This is a genomic window from Streptomyces sp. NPDC093568, assembly GCF_044764945.1.
In the GTDB taxonomy this organism is placed as follows: Bacteria; Actinomycetota; Actinomycetes; order Streptomycetales; family Streptomycetaceae; genus Streptomyces.
The window spans coordinates 207413-224402 of sequence record NZ_JBIWJD010000001.1 but is presented as its reverse complement, the minus strand read 5'-3'; the positions used below and the strand labels follow the sequence as shown (position 1 = coordinate 224402).

Here is a 16990-nt window from a genome sequence, read left to right as displayed (position 1 = left end):
TGCCCATGACTTCTCGTGCCCTGCTGTCCGTCGACCCCCAACTCCGCCTTGCCGAAGACCTCCTGACGCGCCTTCGTACGACCACCACCGAGCCGCGCCCCGACGAGCAGCTCGAAGCCCTCACCCTGGCCGTCGCGGCCGATCTTCCGGTGCTGCTCTGGGGCGAGCCGGGCATCGGCAAGACCGCGGCCCTCACCCAGCTCGCCGCTTCCCTCGACCTGCCGCTGACCACCGTGATCGCCAGCGTCCACGAGCCGACCGACTTCTCCGGGCTGCCCATCGTGGGCGACGACCCCGCCGTGCGGGGCGTGCCGATGGCGCCGCCGCAGTGGGCCGTGGAGCTCGTACGGGCCGGGCGGGGACTGCTCTTCCTGGACGAACTGTCCACCGCCACCCCGGCCGTCCAGGCGGCGCTGCTCCGGGTCGTGCTGGAGCGGCGGGTCGGCGCCCTCCAACTGCCGCCGGGGGTACGGATCGTGGCGGCCGCCAATCCACGCGCCTCGGCGGCGGACGGGTGGGAGCTGAGCCCGCCCCTGGCCAACCGGTTCGTGCACCTCTACTGGGTGTACGACCGGGAGGTGGTGGTGCGGGGTCTCGGCGGGGTCTGGCCCCGGGCCGAGCTGCCCCGTCTGGACCCCGATCGGCTGCCGGAGGCCGTGGCCTTCGCCCGGCGCGCGGTCTGCGGCTTCCTGGAGGCCCGGCCGACGCTGATCCACCGGCTGCCGAGCTCCGAGACGCGGCGGGGCGGGGCGTGGCCCTCGCCCCGGAGCTGGGAGGCCGCGCTCACCCTGCTGGCCTTCGGCACGGCCGCCTCCGTCTCCCGGGAGGTGCTGGCGCTGCTGGTGCGGGGGGCGGTGGGAGACGGGCCGGGTCTTGAACTCCTCGCCCATCTGGACCGGATGGACCTGCCCGACCCGGAGCTGCTGCTGGCCGATCCGGCCCGTGCCGAGCTGCCCGAGCGGGGTGACCTCCGGCAGGCCGCGCTGGAGGCGGTGGTCGCCGCCGTCGGGGCACGGCCGGAGCGGGCGCGCTGGGAGGCGGGCTGGGCGGTCCTGGTCCGCGCTCTGGAGACCGGCGCCCCGGACCTGCTGGTCGCCCCGGCCAAGGCACTGGCCGCGGTGCGGCGCGACGACTGGGCGGTGCCCGAGGCGGTGGAGCGGCTGACCGCGGTCGTCGGCCTCGCCGACCGCGCGGACCGGTCGGTGGAACGGGTCAGGGCCAAGAGCGCGGGGCGGGTGAGCGCATGACGGGAACCACGACGCGCCCCTTGCCGCGGCCGATGCCCCCGCCGCCTGCGCCGCGCCCGGTACGGGCGAACGTCCCGGCGGCACCGGTCCGGCGCGGCGGGCCCGACAACCCGGCCGGGGTCCCGCTGGACATGGAGAAACTGCTGGCCGCCCGGCTGCACGCGGTCAAGGTCCGCCCCTACCTCGCCGCCGCGCTGTTCGCGCTTCAGGTGGTGGAGGACCGTGCGGTGCCGACGATGGCAGTGGACGCGCACTGGCGCTGCTACGTCTCCCCGGGCTTCGTGGCGCGCACCCCGTTGGAGGAGCTGGCGGGTGTCTGGGTGCACGAGGTCTCCCATCTGCTCCGGGACCATCACGAACGGGGCGCGCGCTACGCGCGGGAGCAGGAGGGCGACGGGCCGGGCGAGCGAAGCGAGATGGGGGTCCCCCGGGCCGAAGGCTGGGGGAGGCTGCGCAGGAACATCGCCGCCGACTTCGAGATCAATGACGACATCTACGGCGACGGCCTGCCCCGGCCCACCGGGGCCGTACTCCCCTCTGTGCTGCGGCTGCCCGAGGGGCTGCTGATGGAGGAGTACCTGCGCACGGCGTCGCTGTCCGGACTCGTCGCCGATCTGGCCTGGCTGGACTGCGGGGGCGGCGCCGACGGCCAGGAACGGCCGTGGGAGCTGGGGCCGGACGGGGCTCATGGGCTGACCAGGCAGCAGCGGGACGCCGTGCGGTTCCGGGTCGCCGAGGGGATCAAGGGGCGTCCGGGCGAGGCCCCGGAGGGGTGGCGCCGATGGGCGGAGGAGGCCTTCCATCCGCCGCAGCCCTGGCGGCAGTTGCTGGGCGCGGCGGTGCGCTCCGCGGCCGGTGCGCCCGGCGTGGGCGAGAACCACAGCTACCGGCGCCCGTCCCGGCGCTCGGCCGCCGTCCCCGGGGTGCTGCTGCCGAGCCTGCGCCGCAACCCGCCCCGGGTCTGCGTGGTGATCGACACCTCCGGGTCGGTGAGCGACGCCGAACTGGGCGGCGCGCTGCTGGAAGTGGCGGCGATCTCCCGCGCGGTGGGCGGGCGCCGCGACCTGGTCTCGGTGATCTCCTGCGACGCGGCGGCCGGGATCGCGGCACCGATCTGCCGCGCCGAGGACATCGAGCTGATCGGCGGCGGGGGCACGGATCTGCGCTCGGGTTTCGCCCGGGCACTGCGCTCCGGGCCCCGGCCGGACGTGATCGTCGCGCTGACGGACGGCCAGACGCCCTGGCCGTCCGAGCAGCCGCCGTGCCGCACCGTCGTCGGGCTTTTCCCGCGCCCGGCGCCCGCCGTGAACGAGGACGACCCGGACTATGTCCCGGACACCCCGCCCTCGTGGGCACGTGTCGTCACCATCGGCTGACAGCGGCGCCGCCACGCCGGGGCGGCGCCGTCAGACGTCAGCCGAGGGCCAGCGTGAAGACGTGCAGATCGCCCTTGTCCGGCAGCCTCACGCTCGCGATCGTCCTCCCCTCCGGTGCGGTGAACGGCCGGGTGGCGAACACATAGGTGTCGACCGGATCCCGGTCCGCGCCCGGGACGTTCCGGTACGCGGCCCGCGCGACGACCTCGTTGCCGTACTGCACGGTGCCGGCGCCGCCGCCGACGGTCCAGTCGGTGAAGGCGAGGTCGACGGTGTCGGTGCCGCCGTCGGTGTAGGTGACGGTGGCCTTGGCCTGCTGGTTGCCGTTGACAGCACTGCCCAGGAACGACAACCGACGTGTGGGAGCGGCCAGTTCGATCGTCTGGCCCGCCGCCGAGACATTGTCCGGGCGCCCGCTCGGCGAGCCGGGCCAGGTGAAGGTCAGGCCACCGCCCACCGTGCCCTGCCCGCCCGGCGGCAGACCGGCGTCGGCGAGGGCCTGGCGGGAGTAGCTCCAGCCGCCTCCGTCGTAGTCGGCCTCGTCGTGGTCACCGGCGTCGTCGGACACACCGGTGTTGTTGTAGGCCGCGAGGAGAGTGCCCGGCGCCGCGACGGTCAGGGACACGGGCTGGGCGTACGAGGTGTCGCCCGATGTCACGGTGACCTCGACGGCGTAGAAGCCCTGGGCCGTACCGTCGGCGGAGGTCAGCGTGATCTCCTGCGAGCCGTCGGTCACCGTGCCCGCGGCGGGTGTCGCGGTGATGCCGGCGGGCGCGTCGACCCGGAAGCGCACCTCGGGGCCCGCTCCCCCGCTCATCGACAGCGCGCGGATGCCGACCTCGGCGCTCCCGCCGGGCGCGACGGTCGCCGTGGTCGGGCCGACGCCGATCTGGTACGGCTGCTCGCCCGCGCGGAAGGAGGGCGGCGCCTCGGACGCGCCCCAGGCCGGGGCGGGCGTACCGGAGAGGGCGAAGTCCAGCCGGCCGCCGTCCCGCACGAAGGACGCCGGCAGCCAAGGGCGGTCACTGGTAAGGCCGTTGACCTTCAGGGAGCGGATGTACGGGGCGTCGGCGGCCGCTCCCTGGGCGTGTACGGAGATGTCGGCGCCGTTCGGGCGGTCGATCTCGACGCGCGGGAACAGCGGTGAGGCGAGGACCAGTTCGGCGCGCGACGGTACCTGCGGGTACATGCCGAGCGCGGAGAAGACGTACCAGGACGACATGGCGCCGAGGTCGTCGTTGCCGGGGATGCCACCGGGCTCGGTGGACCACAGCTCGCGCATCGCCGCCCGGACGGTCTCCTGCGTCTTGTACGGGACGCCCGCGTAGGCGTACAGGTAGGGCACGTTGATGGACGGCTCGTTGTCCAGCTCGGACTTCTCCCCGCCGCTGCCGGTGAAGGCCCAGCCGCCGTCGGTGTCGTGGAAGAAGGCGTCGAGCCGTCGCACGGCCGCGTCACGGCCCCCCATGGCGGCGAACAGCCCCGCCGGGTTGTGCTGCACCATCCACGTGTACTGGGCCGCCGTGCCCTCGACGAACCCGTTGCCGGTGGCCGGGGTGAAGCCGGTGACCCAGCTGCCGTCGGCCTTGCGGTTGGCGATGTATCCGCCGGACGGGGTGGCCGCGGCGTTGAAGTTGTTCTGCCACCACTGGGAGCGCTCGGCGAAGGTCCTGGCCGTGTCCCGCTCCCCCGCGTCGGCGGCGAGCCGGGAGAGCGCGAAGTCGGCGCCGGACATCTCCAGCGTCTCGGCGGCGCCGCCCCAGGCGTTGGACACGGACGGCATGTAGTGCCGCTTCAGGTACTTGTCCAGGGAGGGGCGCTGCCCGACGGACAGCACGGGCTTGCCGGCCGGGGACAGGTCCTGGTCCGTGGGTACGGTCGCCGCCTTGACCAGCGAGGCGAGCGCGCCGCGCAGGTCGAAGTCCGTCCCCCCGAAGGCCCGGATGCCGGCCAGGGCGATCGGTGACGGATCCCCGTTCATGACGTGGGTGCCGCCCGCGCCGTGCAGCCAGCGGTCCCAGATGCCGCCGTTCTGCTGCGCCAGCTCGTACAGCGACTGGGCGATGTCCGAGCCGACGCGCGGGTTGAGGAGGGTGAGCAGCTGGACCTGGTCGCGGTAGACGTCCCAGCCGGAGAACGTGCCGTACTGGGCTCCGTGACCGCGGCTGACGGTGTGCACCTGGCCGTCGGAGCCCCGGTATCGACGGTCGGCGTCACTGATGACGTTCGGGTGCAGCAGGGCGTGATAGAGCGCGGTGTAGAAGGTGGTGCGCTCGGCGTCGGTGCCGCCGCCGACCCGGATCGCGGAGAGTCGCTGGCGCCAGGCGCGGTGCGCGGCGTCCCGTACGGCTTCGAAGGAGCGCTGCGGCGGGTTCTCCGCGGCGAGGTTGGCCTCGGCGCCGGCCTGGCTGACGTACGAGATGCCGACCTTGACGTTCACCGGTCCGGTACCGGGCGCGAACTCGACGTAGCCGCCCGCACCCTTCCCGGCGACGGGGCGGCCGCCGTTCGCGAACCCGCCGGTGCCGCCGCTCGCCTCGGTGGACCCGGGGTCGAGCCTGTCGTCCTGCCAGGTGCCGGTGGCCTTGAAGGCGCGGTCGAAGCGGGCGGTGAAGTGCAGCGTGTAGTACGGCCGTTGTCCTTCCCTATCAAGGTAGCCGCAGAAGTTCCCGGAGGTGACGGAGCCGGAGATCGTGCGGTCGCCGGGGTCGATCCGGACCGTCGAACCGGTGGAGCCCACCTCGGAGTTGGCGGTCCGGACGAGCAGCGAGGCGGGCTTGCCGTCCGGGAACGTGAAGCGCGCCGAGCCGGTACGGCCGGTGGCGGTGAGGTCGGCGGTCACACCGGACGCGAGACGGACCCGATATCGGCCGGGCTCGGCGGTCTCGTCGGCGTGGCTGAAGTCGGAGGCGTAGACGGCGTCCTTGGTGTCGCTCGCGGGCGAGGAGGTGACCTCACCGGCGTACGGGAAGAACGGGATGTCTCCGCTGCCGCCGGCACAGCCGGTGCCGGACATGTGGGTGAGGCTGAAGCCGCGGATGCGGGTGGCGTCGTGGTGGTAACCGCCGGGTGCGGCCGTGCGGGTGGCGTCTCCCCGGGTGTTCTCGGGGCTGAAGGAGAACATGCCGAACGGGGTGACGGCCCCCGGGAAGACATTGCCGCCGTTCTTGGTGCCGATCAGCGGATCGACGTACGACGTCGGGTCCTTGACCAGGTCCGGGGGTGCCGTCGGCGCCGCGAGGGCGGGGGTGGCGCCGCCGACCGCGAGCACGGCGGCGAGCAGCAAGGACGTACGCCTTGGGGACAGTCTGGGACGGAAACGCATGACGCGGCCCCTCCTCCTTCGGACGGGTCGCGCACCACGGGTCGCACAAGCCGCAGGGACAGTAGCGTGTGCCACCGGTACCACGGAAGGGCGCGTTCCGACGGGGACCACGCGGGGTGCTCACCCGCATGGGGCAGCCGGAGTTGGCCTGGCTGGCGCCGGTTGACGCCCAACTGGCTTGACATCGTTGTCCGTTGAGGCGGTAGAGTCATCCGGCAGACCATCAGACAACGTTGTCGCACCGCGACCTCGCCACAAGCCACGTATCAACCGGACGGTCCCACTTCCCCCCCTCGGGCCCGTTCGGCTCGCGGACCCGGTGGACAGCGGCTCACGCCCACCGGGTCCGCCCCGAGCGCCGGTTCAGCCCACTCGGCAGGGCAGAGCCGTCGTACTGTCGCCGCCGGCGCCGGAGACGACATAGCCGAACGTCGTGCTCTCGCCCCTATCGAGGGAGCCGTTCCAGCCGGCGTTGTGGACCATCACGTCCTGGCCGGTGTAGGTCGCGTTCCCGCTCCACAGGCTCTCGACCTTCTGCCCGGCCGGGAGCGTCCAGTCGACCATCCAGCCGAGCATCGGGACGTCTCCGGAGTTGGTGACGGTCACCTCGGACTGGTAGCCGCCCGACCAACTGCCGGTCGTGCGGCGGGCGGCCGAGCACTCACCGGGAACCGGGTCGGTCGGGTTGCCGGGCTCCTTGATGCCGGTCACCTCGCCGTTGCCGCCGTCGAAGACGATGTCGGAGCAGGAGTAGAAGGTCTCGGCGCTGTCCGAGCGCTGCCAGACCATGTAGATGAGATGGCGGCCCGACTTGTTCGCCGGAAGCCGCCCGGTCCAGGAGTAGTTGGCCTCGACCGTGCCCGGGGAGCCGTTGAGGGGCGGGTGGTCGACCGAGAGGAAGGGCCGTTCCTCCATGTCGGCCCAGGTGAGGGTCTTGGTCGGGTCGAAGCCGTCCTTGGTGAGGTAGACGTAGAACCAACCCGGGTGCGCGGCCCAGGCGTTGTAGGAGAAGTCGACGGTCGCGCCCGAGGTGAGGTGGGTGAGCGGCCAGTCCTTGCTGGGGGTGTTGAAGCCGGTGAAGTTGGTGTTGCCGCCACTGCAGAGCTCACCGTCGGGCACGAAGCCGCGGGTGCGGCCGGCGCCGTCGGAACGCAGCACGGAGAACCAGTTGTAGAACGGGGTGGTGCCGCTGACCTGCTGGGCCGCCTTGCAGGCCGGGTTGACGGGCTTGATCTCGCCGGTGTCGGTGAGCCCGTCCTGCCAGCACAGGAAGGTGCGGCTGCCGGGCTTCATGGGGGTGCCGTGGGCCTCCGCCCGGCTGCCGGTGGTCATGACGAGGGCGACGGCCGGGATGGTGGCGAGGAGGGAGATCAGGATGAGGAAGAGGGCTTTGGTGGGGGTGGGGTGGGTTAATCGGCAGGGGGTGTGTGAGGGGGGCGTCCGGTCGGCTCCCGTGCGCTTTTTTGTCAGGATCATGACATACCAGTCCGTTCCTTGAGGTACGGGCCGTGCGGGTGTGGGTGTGTACGGGTGCGCGGGTGTCACTGGCGGTGCCACGTGCGGGTGCGGGGCGGGAGCGGTCCGGGGCGGCGGGTTCCGGTCCACCGCAACTATGGGAGCGCTCCCACCCCGTCTGTTGCGGAAGGTAGCGCCGGGAGGCGTGGTTGTAAACGCTTTTGACAGCTGTCAATGGCGTGCCATGGCATCGCCGGTTCGGGTGGCGATACCTTCGTAAGTACGATCACGACGCGTATCGGCGTCCACACTGGCGGCCATGAGGCCTGCCACTGAGGACACCTGGATGATCCCTCCGGCCCGCGGTTGGACCTTCGATCAGGTCAAGCACTTGGAGCTACCGTTCGACTGGGAACTCGTGGACGGCAAGATCGTGCTCCGAGGACGGACCAAGTTCTGGCACAACCGGGTGCGGGACAAGCTGGCGGCGGCCCTGGAGGCGGCGCGCACCGAGCCGTACCAGGTCGTGTCCGAGCAATGCGTGATGGTCGACGACCAGAACACACCCAAGCCCGATGCGATCGCCTTCGACCCCCGAACGCTCAACTTCTTCGAGACTGAGTGCATCCCGGTGGCAAAGGTCTCTCTCGCCGTAGAGGTCGTCTCCCCCGGCTCCCGCCAGGACGACCGCGTACGCAAGCCCGCGCTCTTCGCCGCCAACAAGGTCCCGTTCTACTGGCGCGTGGAGTTGGACCGGGATCAGAGGCTCGCGGTGCACGAGTACTGGCTCAACGCGGACACACTCGCGTACTTCCCCGCGCCGTCCCACCCGGTCCACCAAGACAAGCTGATCACGGAACTGCCGTTTCCGGTCGAGATCGACCTCGACGCGCTCGTCGGATTCTGACTCCCGCCACGACACCGGGACAGGTCTCGACCGGGCCGGCTCACTTCACCGCGGCGGTCGCACATCCCGGCGCTGGATCGCCGCGGTGCCGCCCAGTTCGTCGAGGAGGTCGGCCAGCAGGGTGCGTGCCGTGTCGAAGGTGGCGGGGTTCGAGCGTCGACGCAGTCGTGCTTCCAGTGCCGCGCGGGCGCTCCGGGCGGCGGCCACGGCTTCCACTCCGCGGCGGGTGAGGGTGACTCGGCGGATTCGGGCGTCGAGGGGGTCCTGGATGCGCTCCACGTAGCCGAGCCGCTCCAGTTCGGCGACCGCCTTCGAGGCGCCCTGCTGGGTCATGTCGAGCTTCGCCGCGAGGTCGCTCACGGTCGGCTGCGCGTCGATCAGGTGCTGGAACACATAGCCGTGGGACATCCGCAGGTCGCCGAAGCCCCTTGCGGCCAGGTCCTCCTGGACGGCGGTGGTGGTGGCGAACCCGAGGAAGAGGGCGAGGCTGCCGAGGTCCAGGTCGCTGGGGGCGAGAGGCCGCTGAGGTTGCTGAGGCTGCTGCACGGTTCCAGGATCTATTGCACAACCATAGTTGTGCAACTACGGTTGTGCGTATGTCACCGTTCAGCGATCACCCTCACGTCCGCACCGCTGTCCGCTATCACGAGGCCGTGGCCCGGCTGGCCGCGCCCGAGGAGCTGGAGCCGTTCCTGCATCCGGACTTCGTCCACACGCAACTTCCCAATGCGCTGTTCCCGGCCGGTGCCGCCCGGGATCGCGCGGAGACCCTCGCGGCATCGCGGCAGGCCCGCACCCTCCTGGCGGAGCAGCGGTACGAGGTGATCAGCGCGGTAGCCTCCGGCGATCAGGTCGCCCTGGAGGTCAAGTGGTCCGGCACCCTGGCCGTTCCGTTCGGCGATGTGCCCGCGGGCCATGTGCTCCGCGCACACATCGCGGCGCTTCTGGATTTCCGGGACGGGAAGATCGTCGCTCAGCGCAACTACGACTGTTACGAGGGACAGGCGTTGGCCGCGCGCTGAGGGAATCCCGTGTTCCGGCTGAGCCCGGCGATGTCACGGGAGGAGAACGACAAGGGCCGCACCCCCCTGTGATCGGGGATGCGGCCCTCAACTGCCGAACTGCCCTGCCGTACCGCTTACTTGCGGATCAGGCTGCGCAGCACGTACTGCATGATGCCGCCGTTGCGGTAGTAGTCGGCCTCACCGGGGGTGTCGATGCGGACGACCGCGTCGAACTCGACGCCCGTGTCGGTGGTGACCTTCACCGTGCTCGGGGTGGTGCCGTTGTTCAGCTCCTCGACGCCCGCGATGGAGAAGGTCTCCTCGCCGGTCAGGCCGAGCGAGTCGGCCGACTGGCCGGCCGGGAACTGGAGCGGCAGGACGCCCATGCCGATGAGGTTCGAGCGGTGGATGCGCTCGTACGACTCGGTGATGACGGCCTTGACGCCGAGGAGGGCCGTGCCCTTGGCCGCCCAGTCGCGGGACGAGCCGGAGCCGTACTCCTTGCCGCCCAGGATGACCAGCGGGATACCGGCGGCCTGGTAGTTCTGCGAGGCGTCGTAGATGAACGACACCGGCGCGTCGGCCTGGGTGAAGTCGCGGGTGTAGCCGCCCTCGGTGCCCGGCGCGATCTGGTTGCGCAGGCGGATGTTGGCGAACGTGCCGCGGATCATGACCTCGTGGTTGCCGCGGCGCGAGCCGTAGCTGTTGAAGTCGCGGCGCTCGACGCCGTGCTCCGTGAGGTACTTGCCGGCCGGGGTGTCGGCCTTGATGGCGCCGGCCGGGGAGATGTGGTCGGTGGTGACCGAGTCGCCCAGCTTGGCGAGGACGCGGGCGCCCGTGATGTCGGAGACCGGGGTGGTCTCCATCGTCATGCCCTCGAAGTACGGGGGCTTGCGGACGTACGTCGACTCGGCGTCCCACTCGAAGGTGTTGCCGGTCGGGATCGGCAGGGCCTGCCACTGGGCGTCGCCCGCGAAGACGTCGGAGTAGGACTTGGAGAACATGTCCTCGCCGATGGCGTTCGCCACGACGTCGTTGACCTCGGCCTCGGAGGGCCAGATGTCCTTCAGGAAGACCGGGTTGCCGTCCTGGTCGGCGCCCAGGGCGTCACGGGTGATGTCCACCTTCATGGAACCCGCGAGGGCGTACGCGACGACCAGCGGCGGGGAGGCCAGGTAGTTCATCTTGACGTCGGGGTTGATACGGCCCTCGAAGTTCCGGTTGCCGGAGAGGACCGAGGTGACCGCGAGGTCGTGGTCGTTGACCGCCTTGGAGACCTCCTCCGGCAGGGGGCCGGAGTTGCCGATGCAGGTGGTGCAGCCGTAGCCGACGAGGTTGAAGCCGACCTTGTCGAGGTAGGGGGTCAGGCCCGCCTTGTCGAAGTAGTCGGTGACGACCTTCGAACCCGGGGCGAGGGTGGTCTTGACCCACGGCTTGCGGGTCAGGCCCTTCTCGACCGCCTTCTTGGCCACCAGCGCGGCGGCGACCATGACGTACGGGTTGGAGGTGTTGGTGCAGGAGGTGATGGCCGCGACCGTCACCGCACCGTGGTCGATCTCGTACGTCGAGCCGTCGGGGGCGGTCACGGTGACCGGGTTCGACGGGGCGCCGTTGGGCGCGATGGCCGGGGCGTCGGAGGCCGGGAAGGACTCCTTGCCCGCCTCGTCGACGTCGTCGACGTAGTTGCGGACGTCCTGGGCGAACTGCTGGGCGGCGTTGGCCAGGACGATACGGTCCTGCGGGCGCTTCGGGCCGGCGATCGACGGGACGACCGTCGACAGGTCCAGCTCCAGCTTCTCGGAGAAGTCCGGCTCGGCGGCCGGGTCCAGCCAGAGACCCTGCTCCTTGGCGTACGCCTCGACGAGCGCGACCTGCTGGGCGTCACGGCCGGTCAGGCGCAGGTAGTTCAGGGTCTCGTCGTCGATCGGGAAGATCGCGGCGGTGGAGCCGAACTCCGGCGACATGTTGCCGATGGTGGCGCGGTTCGCGAGGGAGGTCGCGGCGACGCCCTCGCCGTAGAACTCGACGAACTTGCCGACGACGCCGTGCTTGCGGAGCATCTCGGTGATGGTCAGCACGAGGTCGGTGGCGGTCGTGCCCGGGGTGAGCTCACCGGTCAGCTTGAAGCCGACGACGCGCGGGATGAGCATGGAGACCGGCTGGCCGAGCATCGCGGCCTCGGCCTCGATGCCGCCGACGCCCCAGCCGAGGACGCCGAGGCCGTTGACCATGGTGGTGTGCGAGTCGGTGCCGACGAGGGTGTCCGGGTAGGCCTGGCCGTTACGGACCATGACCGTCCGGGCCAGGTGCTCGATGTTCACCTGGTGGACGATGCCGGTGCCCGGCGGGACGACCTTGAAGTCGTCGAAGGCGGTCTGGCCCCAGCGCAGGAACTGGTAGCGCTCCTTGTTGCGGCCGTACTCCAGCTCGACGTTCTGGGAGAAGGCCTCGTGGGTGCCGAACTTGTCGGCGATGACGGAGTGGTCGATGACCAGCTCGGCCGGGGAGAGCGGGTTGACCTTCGCGGGGTCGCCGCCGAGCTCCTTCACGGCCTCACGCATGGTGGCGAGGTCCACGACACAGGGCACGCCGGTGAAGTCCTGCATGATCACGCGGGCCGGCGTGAACTGGATCTCCTGCGACGGCTGGGCCTGGGAGTCCCAGCTGCCGAGGGCGCGGATGTGGTCGGCGGTGATGTTCGCGCCGTCCTCGGTGCGGAGGAGGTTCTCCAGCAGCACCTTCAGGCTGTACGGAAGGCGGGCCGAGCCTTCCACCTTGTCCAGCCGGAAGATCTCGTACGACTCGTCGCCCACCTGCAGCGTGCTGCGGGCGTCGAAGCTGTTCGCCGACACGACAGTCTCCTTCTTTGATGTGCGCGTTCCCACCGCATCCTGCCGCCACGCCGACTCGGCCGATCCGCTAAGGTAAGGCTAAGTTAGGCAACCCTTACTCCGGGACCGTCGACGGCGTGTGGCTGCGGTACGCCTCGGCAGATATCTCGATGTCGAGATAACTCTAGTACATGGGGCCGGGATGGTCATGCCCAGGGTTTCCGTGTGCACCCTTTGCATAATCATGAGTACTGATGCATACTCTTCCTATGTCCAAGGTCCTCACCTCCCTCCCCACCGGCGAACGCGTCGGCATCGCCTTCTCGGGCGGGCTCGACACCTCGGTCGCGGTCGCCTGGATGCGCGACAAGGGTGCCGTCCCGTGCACCTACACGGCCGACATCGGCCAGTACGACGAGCCCGACATCGCCTCGGTGCCCAGCCGCGCCAAGACCTACGGCGCCGAGGTCGCGCGCCTGGTCGACTGCCGTGCCGCCCTGGTCGAGGAAGGCCTGGCCGCGCTGACGTGCGGCGCGTTCCACATCCGTTCCGGCGGGCGCGCGTACTTCAACACCACGCCGCTGGGCCGTGCCGTCACTGGCACCCTGCTGGTGCGGGCCATGCTCGAGGACAACGTCCAGATCTGGGGCGACGGCTCGACCTTCAAGGGCAACGACATCGAGCGGTTCTACCGCTACGGACTGCTCGCCAACCCGAACCTGCGGATCTACAAGCCCTGGCTCGACGCGCACTTCGTGACCGAGCTCGGCGGCCGCAAGGAGATGTCGGAGTGGCTGGTCGCCCACGGCCTGCCCTACCGGGACTCGACGGAGAAGGCGTACTCCACGGACGCCAACATCTGGGGCGCCACCCACGAGGCCAAGACCCTGGAGCACCTGGACACCGGCGTCGAGACCGTCGAGCCCATCATGGGTGTGCGGTTCTGGGACCCGACCATCGAGATCGCCGCCGAGGACGTGACGATCGGCTTCGAGCAGGGCCGGCCGGTCACGATCAACGGCAAGGACTTCGCCTCCCCCGTCGACCTGGTGATGGAGGCCAACGCCATCGGCGGCCGGCACGGCCTCGGAATGTCGGACCAGATCGAGAACCGGATCATCGAGGCCAAGAGCCGCGGCATCTACGAGGCGCCGGGCATGGCCCTGCTGTTCGCGGCGTACGAGCGCCTGGTGAACGCGATCCACAACGAGGACACCCTCGCCCAGTACCACAACGAGGGCCGGCGCCTGGGCCGCCTGATGTACGAGGGCCGCTGGCTGGACCCGCAGGCGCTGATGATCCGCGAGTCGCTCCAGCGGTGGGTCGGCGCGGCCGTCACCGGCGAGGTCACCCTCCGCCTGCGGCGGGGCGAGGACTACTCGATCCTCGACACCACCGGCCCGGCGTTCAGCTACCACCCGGACAAGCTGTCCATGGAGCGCACCGAGGACTCGGCCTTCGGCCCGGTCGACCGGATCGGCCAGCTCACCATGCGCAACCTCGACATCGCCGACTCGCGCGCCAAGCTGGAGCAGTACGTCGGCCTCGGCCTGATCGGCACCGGCAGCCCCACCGTCGGCGCCTCCCAGGCCGCCGCCACCGGGCTGATCGGCACCATGCCGGAGCTGCCTGAGGGCGGCGCCGAGGCCATCGCCTCGCGCGGCGAGGTCTCGGAGGAGGACGCCGCGCTGGACCGCGCCGCGATGGAGTCCGGCACGGACTGACGGCCACACGAGGACGGACCACGGAAGGGTCCGGTCGGACGCCACAGGCGTCGGACCGGGCCCTTTCTTGTGGCCCGACGCGCGTTACTTCCCGGCACGGGTCACCTTCCGGCACGGGTTCTCTCCGACATGCCATCAGTTCGCAAGGTCGGGGTAACCGAGAGGTACGCAACCCGTACCCGACTCCGAAGGGAGGCCTCCGTGGGCCTCACGTTCCGCAAGAGTTTCCGGATCCTTCCGGGAGTGCGACTGAACATCAACCGGCACTCCTGGTCCATCACCACCGGTGGCAGCCACGGCCCGCGACACACGCACAGCAGCACGGGACGTCGTACGACATCGATGGATTTGCCTGGACCTTTCGGATGGCGCCGCACTCGTTCGGCCAGGCGGCGTTGACACCCCGTCACCCGAATGGCCCCCCAGAGAAGGTGCCATCTCATATCTGAGATAACCTCAACCTCATGGCAGACGACTACCTCGTACGCATCGGCAAGCTCATCCGTGTCGCCCGGCAACACCGCGGCTGGACACAGGCGCAGCTGGCCGAGGCGCTCGGCACTTCTCAGAGCGCCGTCAATCGCATCGAGCGCGGCAACCAGAACATCAGCCTTGAGATGATCGCCCGAATCGGTGAAGCCCTGGACAGCGAGATCGTGTCGCTCGGGTACGCCGGGCCGATGCATCTGAGGGTGGTCGGCGGACGTCGGTTGTCCGGTTCGATCGACGTCAAGACCAGCAAGAACGCCTGCGTGGCCCTGCTGTGCGCCTCACTGCTCAACAAGGGGCGCACAGTGCTGCGCCGGGTCGCCCGCATCGAAGAGGTCTACCGCCTGCTGGAGGTGCTCAACTCCATCGGCGTGCGCACCCGTTGGATCAACGACGGCGTCGACCTGGAACTCGTGCCGCCGGCCGAGCTGGACATGGCGGCGATCGACGCCGAGGCGGCCGTACGCACGCGGTCCATCATCATGTTCCTCGGTCCGCTGCTGCACCGCATGGACCGCTTCAAGCTGCCGTACGCCGGCGGCTGCGACCTCGGCACCCGGACCATCGAGCCGCACATGATCGCGCTGCGCCGGTTCGGACTCGAAGTGGCGGCGACCGAGGGCCAGTACCACGCCACCGTCGACCGGTCCGTGCGCGTCGGCCGGCCGATCGTGCTGACCGAGCGCGGCGACACCGTGACCGAGAACGCGCTGCTGGCCGCCGCGCGGCACGACGGTGTCACGGTCATCCGCAACGCCTCGTCCAACTACATGGTCCAGGACCTGTGTTTCTTCCTGGAGGCGCTCGGTGTGCGCGTCGAGGGCATCGGCACGACGACGCTCACGGTCCACGGTGTGCCGACCATCGACGTGGACGTCGACTACTCCCCCTCCGAGGACCCGGTCGAGGCGATGAGCCTGCTGGCCGCCGCCGTGGTGACGGAGTCGGAGCTGACGGTGCGTCGCGTGCCGATCGAGTTCCTGGAGATCGAGCTGGCGGTCCTGGAGGAGATGGGCCTCGACCACGACCGCACGCCCGAGTACTTCGCCGACAACGGCCGTACCCGGCTGGTGGACCTCACCGTCCGGCCCTCCAAGCTGGAGGCGCCGATCGACAAGATCCACCCGATGCCGTTCCCGGGCCTGAACATCGACAACGTCCCGTTCTTCGCGGCCATCGCGGCCGTCGCCTCGGGCAAGACCCTGATCCACGACTGGGTCTACGACAACCGCGCGATCTACCTGACCGACCTCAACCGCCTGGGCGGCCGCCTCCAGTTGCTGGACCCGCACCGCGTCCTGGTCGAGGGCCCGACCCGCTGGCGCGCCGCCGAGATGATGTGCCCGCCGGCCCTGCGTCCGGCCGTGGTCGTGCTGCTGGCGATGATGGCGGCGGAGGGCACGTCGGTGTTGCGCAACGTGTATGTCATCAACCGGGGTTACGAGGATCTCGCCGAGCGGCTGAACTCCGTCGGGGCGCAGATCGAGATCTTCCGGGACATCTGAGTCACGCATGCCGCCGCACTCCGTGCGCCCCGCGGTGAAGCGGGTCGGAATCGGGTGCGGCGGCATCCGTGGGCCACTCAGTCCACCGGATGCCCCGGCGAGATCCCCCCGGCATCCCCAAGCCGCAACAACGGCCCGTCATACGCCCCGCGCCCACCCCACTCGACCGGGTCGAGGACGAAGCCGATGTGGTCGCCTCCGCCGACGCGGGTGATGATCCGGCCGACGAACCAGGCCGGTGCGTCCTGGAGGATGACCGCCCCGCCGTACCCCTCCCGCCAGCGCACCTCCCCCGCGTCCCGGAACTTGTCCTCCCGGTCGCCGGTGTGGCCGCCGAACAGCTCGGCGAGGGCGTGCTGTTCGCGGGCCAGCAGGTGCACGGCGAGGACCTCTGCGGTGCGTGCCACCCGGAAGGTGTGGTTGACCTCCGACAGCCACACCACGAACCGCACCGGCCGGATGGAGCACTGCGAGGCGAAGCCGACCAGACAGCCGGCCCGCTCGCCGCCCGCCGCGGCCGTGACCACGCACATGTCGGGGTCCAGCCGCCCGACGAACTCGTCCATGCCCGCCATGCCCACGCCGCTCCCGTCGCCCGTGACCGCGCCTGTTACATCACCTCACCACGGAGCGCGGGTCCATGCCATCCCTCCACCCACCCACCCATCCGTCCAGCCAGCCAGCCAGCCAGCCAGCCAGTGGACCGGCCACCCGTACGTCCCGCGGGTAGGCTCACCGATCATGACCGTCGCCCGTTCCGTCGTCCTGTTCGCCGTCGCCGCCCTGTTCGAGATCGGTGGTGCGTGGCTGGTCTGGCAGGGGATCCGGGAGCACAAGGGCTGGATCTGGGTCGGCGCCGGGGTCGTCGCACTCGGTCTGTACGGCGTCGTGGCCACGTTCCAGTCCGACGACAACTTCGGGCGCATCCTCGCCGCGTACGGCGGGATCTTCGTCGCCGGGTCCATCGCCTGGGGCATGGTCGCCGACGGCTACCGGCCCGACCGCTGGGACGTGCTCGGCGCGCTGGTCTGCCTCGCCGGGATGGCCGTGATCATGTACGCGCCGCGCGGCAGCTGAGCCGCTGGGCCTGAAACCGCCTCCCGGGGACTGAAACCCGCCTGAAGCCG

At 70.5% G+C, this 16990-nt stretch carries 13 protein-coding genes; 8 read left to right on the top strand and 5 right to left on the bottom strand.

Annotation, left to right across the window (positions count from 1 at the left end; genetic code table 11):
- Positions 1 to 5: 5 nt before the first annotated feature.
- Positions 6 to 1247 (top strand): AAA family ATPase, encoded by a 1242-nt coding sequence (locus ACIRD7_RS00955; protein ID WP_403447939.1) that lies wholly within the window; start codon positions 6 to 8, stop codon positions 1245 to 1247.
- Positions 1248 to 1378: 131 nt separating this feature from the next.
- Positions 1379 to 2623 (top strand): VWA-like domain-containing protein, encoded by a 1245-nt coding sequence (locus ACIRD7_RS00950; RefSeq protein ID WP_403451594.1) that lies wholly within the window; start codon positions 1379 to 1381, stop codon positions 2621 to 2623.
- A 37-nt stretch (positions 2624 to 2660) separates the two neighbouring features.
- Here the strand turns inward: ACIRD7_RS00950 and ACIRD7_RS00945 are convergent, their stop codons facing one another.
- Entirely contained in the window at positions 2661 to 5948 is a 3288-nt protein-coding gene (locus ACIRD7_RS00945; protein ID WP_403447938.1) for a GH92 family glycosyl hydrolase, read from the bottom strand.
- A 363-nt stretch (positions 5949 to 6311) separates the two neighbouring features.
- Positions 6312 to 7424: a lytic polysaccharide monooxygenase gene (locus ACIRD7_RS00940; RefSeq protein ID WP_403447936.1), complete on the bottom strand. Its 1113-nt coding sequence runs from the start codon at positions 7422 to 7424 to the stop codon at positions 6312 to 6314.
- A 298-nt stretch (positions 7425 to 7722) separates the two neighbouring features.
- On the opposite strand from ACIRD7_RS00940, the gene ACIRD7_RS00935 reads away from it, so the two are divergent.
- Complete coding sequence (locus ACIRD7_RS00935) at positions 7723 to 8310, top strand: Uma2 family endonuclease (protein ID WP_403447934.1); 588 nt, start codon at positions 7723 to 7725, stop codon at positions 8308 to 8310.
- Between the two features lie 45 nt (positions 8311 to 8355).
- Here ACIRD7_RS00935 and ACIRD7_RS00930 read toward each other — a convergent pair whose 3' ends face one another.
- Positions 8356 to 8856 (bottom strand): MarR family winged helix-turn-helix transcriptional regulator, encoded by a 501-nt coding sequence (locus ACIRD7_RS00930; RefSeq protein WP_403447933.1) that lies wholly within the window; start codon positions 8854 to 8856, stop codon positions 8356 to 8358.
- A gap of 50 nt (positions 8857 to 8906) precedes the next feature.
- On the opposite strand from ACIRD7_RS00930, the gene ACIRD7_RS00925 reads away from it, so the two are divergent.
- The gene (locus tag ACIRD7_RS00925) at positions 8907 to 9332 is read left to right on the top strand and encodes a nuclear transport factor 2 family protein (protein ID WP_403447931.1); all 426 of its coding nucleotides are present in this window, start codon (positions 8907 to 8909) and stop codon (positions 9330 to 9332) included.
- A 116-nt stretch (positions 9333 to 9448) separates the two neighbouring features.
- On the opposite strand, the gene acnA is transcribed toward ACIRD7_RS00925, so the two are convergent.
- Positions 9449 to 12166 (bottom strand): aconitate hydratase AcnA, encoded by a 2718-nt coding sequence (gene acnA, locus ACIRD7_RS00920; protein ID WP_403447930.1) that lies wholly within the window; start codon positions 12164 to 12166, stop codon positions 9449 to 9451.
- A 248-nt stretch (positions 12167 to 12414) separates the two neighbouring features.
- On the opposite strand from acnA, the gene argG reads away from it, so the two are divergent.
- The 3 genes from argG (at position 12415) to ACIRD7_RS00905 (ending at position 15863) form a co-directional block, all read left to right on the top strand.
- Positions 12415 to 13869 (top strand): argininosuccinate synthase, encoded by a 1455-nt coding sequence (argG, locus tag ACIRD7_RS00915; protein WP_403447928.1) that lies wholly within the window; start codon positions 12415 to 12417, stop codon positions 13867 to 13869.
- A 201-nt stretch (positions 13870 to 14070) separates the two neighbouring features.
- Positions 14071 to 14268, top strand: coding sequence for a DUF4236 domain-containing protein (locus tag ACIRD7_RS00910; protein ID WP_403447926.1), 198 nt, complete (start codon positions 14071 to 14073; stop codon positions 14266 to 14268).
- Positions 14269 to 14333: 65 nt separating this feature from the next.
- Positions 14334 to 15863: a helix-turn-helix domain-containing protein gene (locus ACIRD7_RS00905; protein WP_403447925.1), complete on the top strand. Its 1530-nt coding sequence runs from the start codon at positions 14334 to 14336 to the stop codon at positions 15861 to 15863.
- A gap of 77 nt (positions 15864 to 15940) precedes the next feature.
- Here ACIRD7_RS00905 and ACIRD7_RS00900 read toward each other — a convergent pair whose 3' ends face one another.
- The gene (locus tag ACIRD7_RS00900) at positions 15941 to 16438 is read right to left on the bottom strand and encodes a flavin reductase family protein (protein ID WP_403447923.1); all 498 of its coding nucleotides are present in this window, start codon (positions 16436 to 16438) and stop codon (positions 15941 to 15943) included.
- 166 nt (positions 16439 to 16604) lie between these two features.
- Here ACIRD7_RS00900 and ACIRD7_RS00895 point away from each other — a divergent pair, with 166 nt between their 5' ends.
- A complete protein-coding gene (locus tag ACIRD7_RS00895) occupies positions 16605 to 16940 on the top strand; it encodes a YnfA family protein (protein WP_403447921.1) in 336 nt (111 codons plus the stop codon).
- Positions 16941 to 16990: the final 50 nt, after the last annotated feature.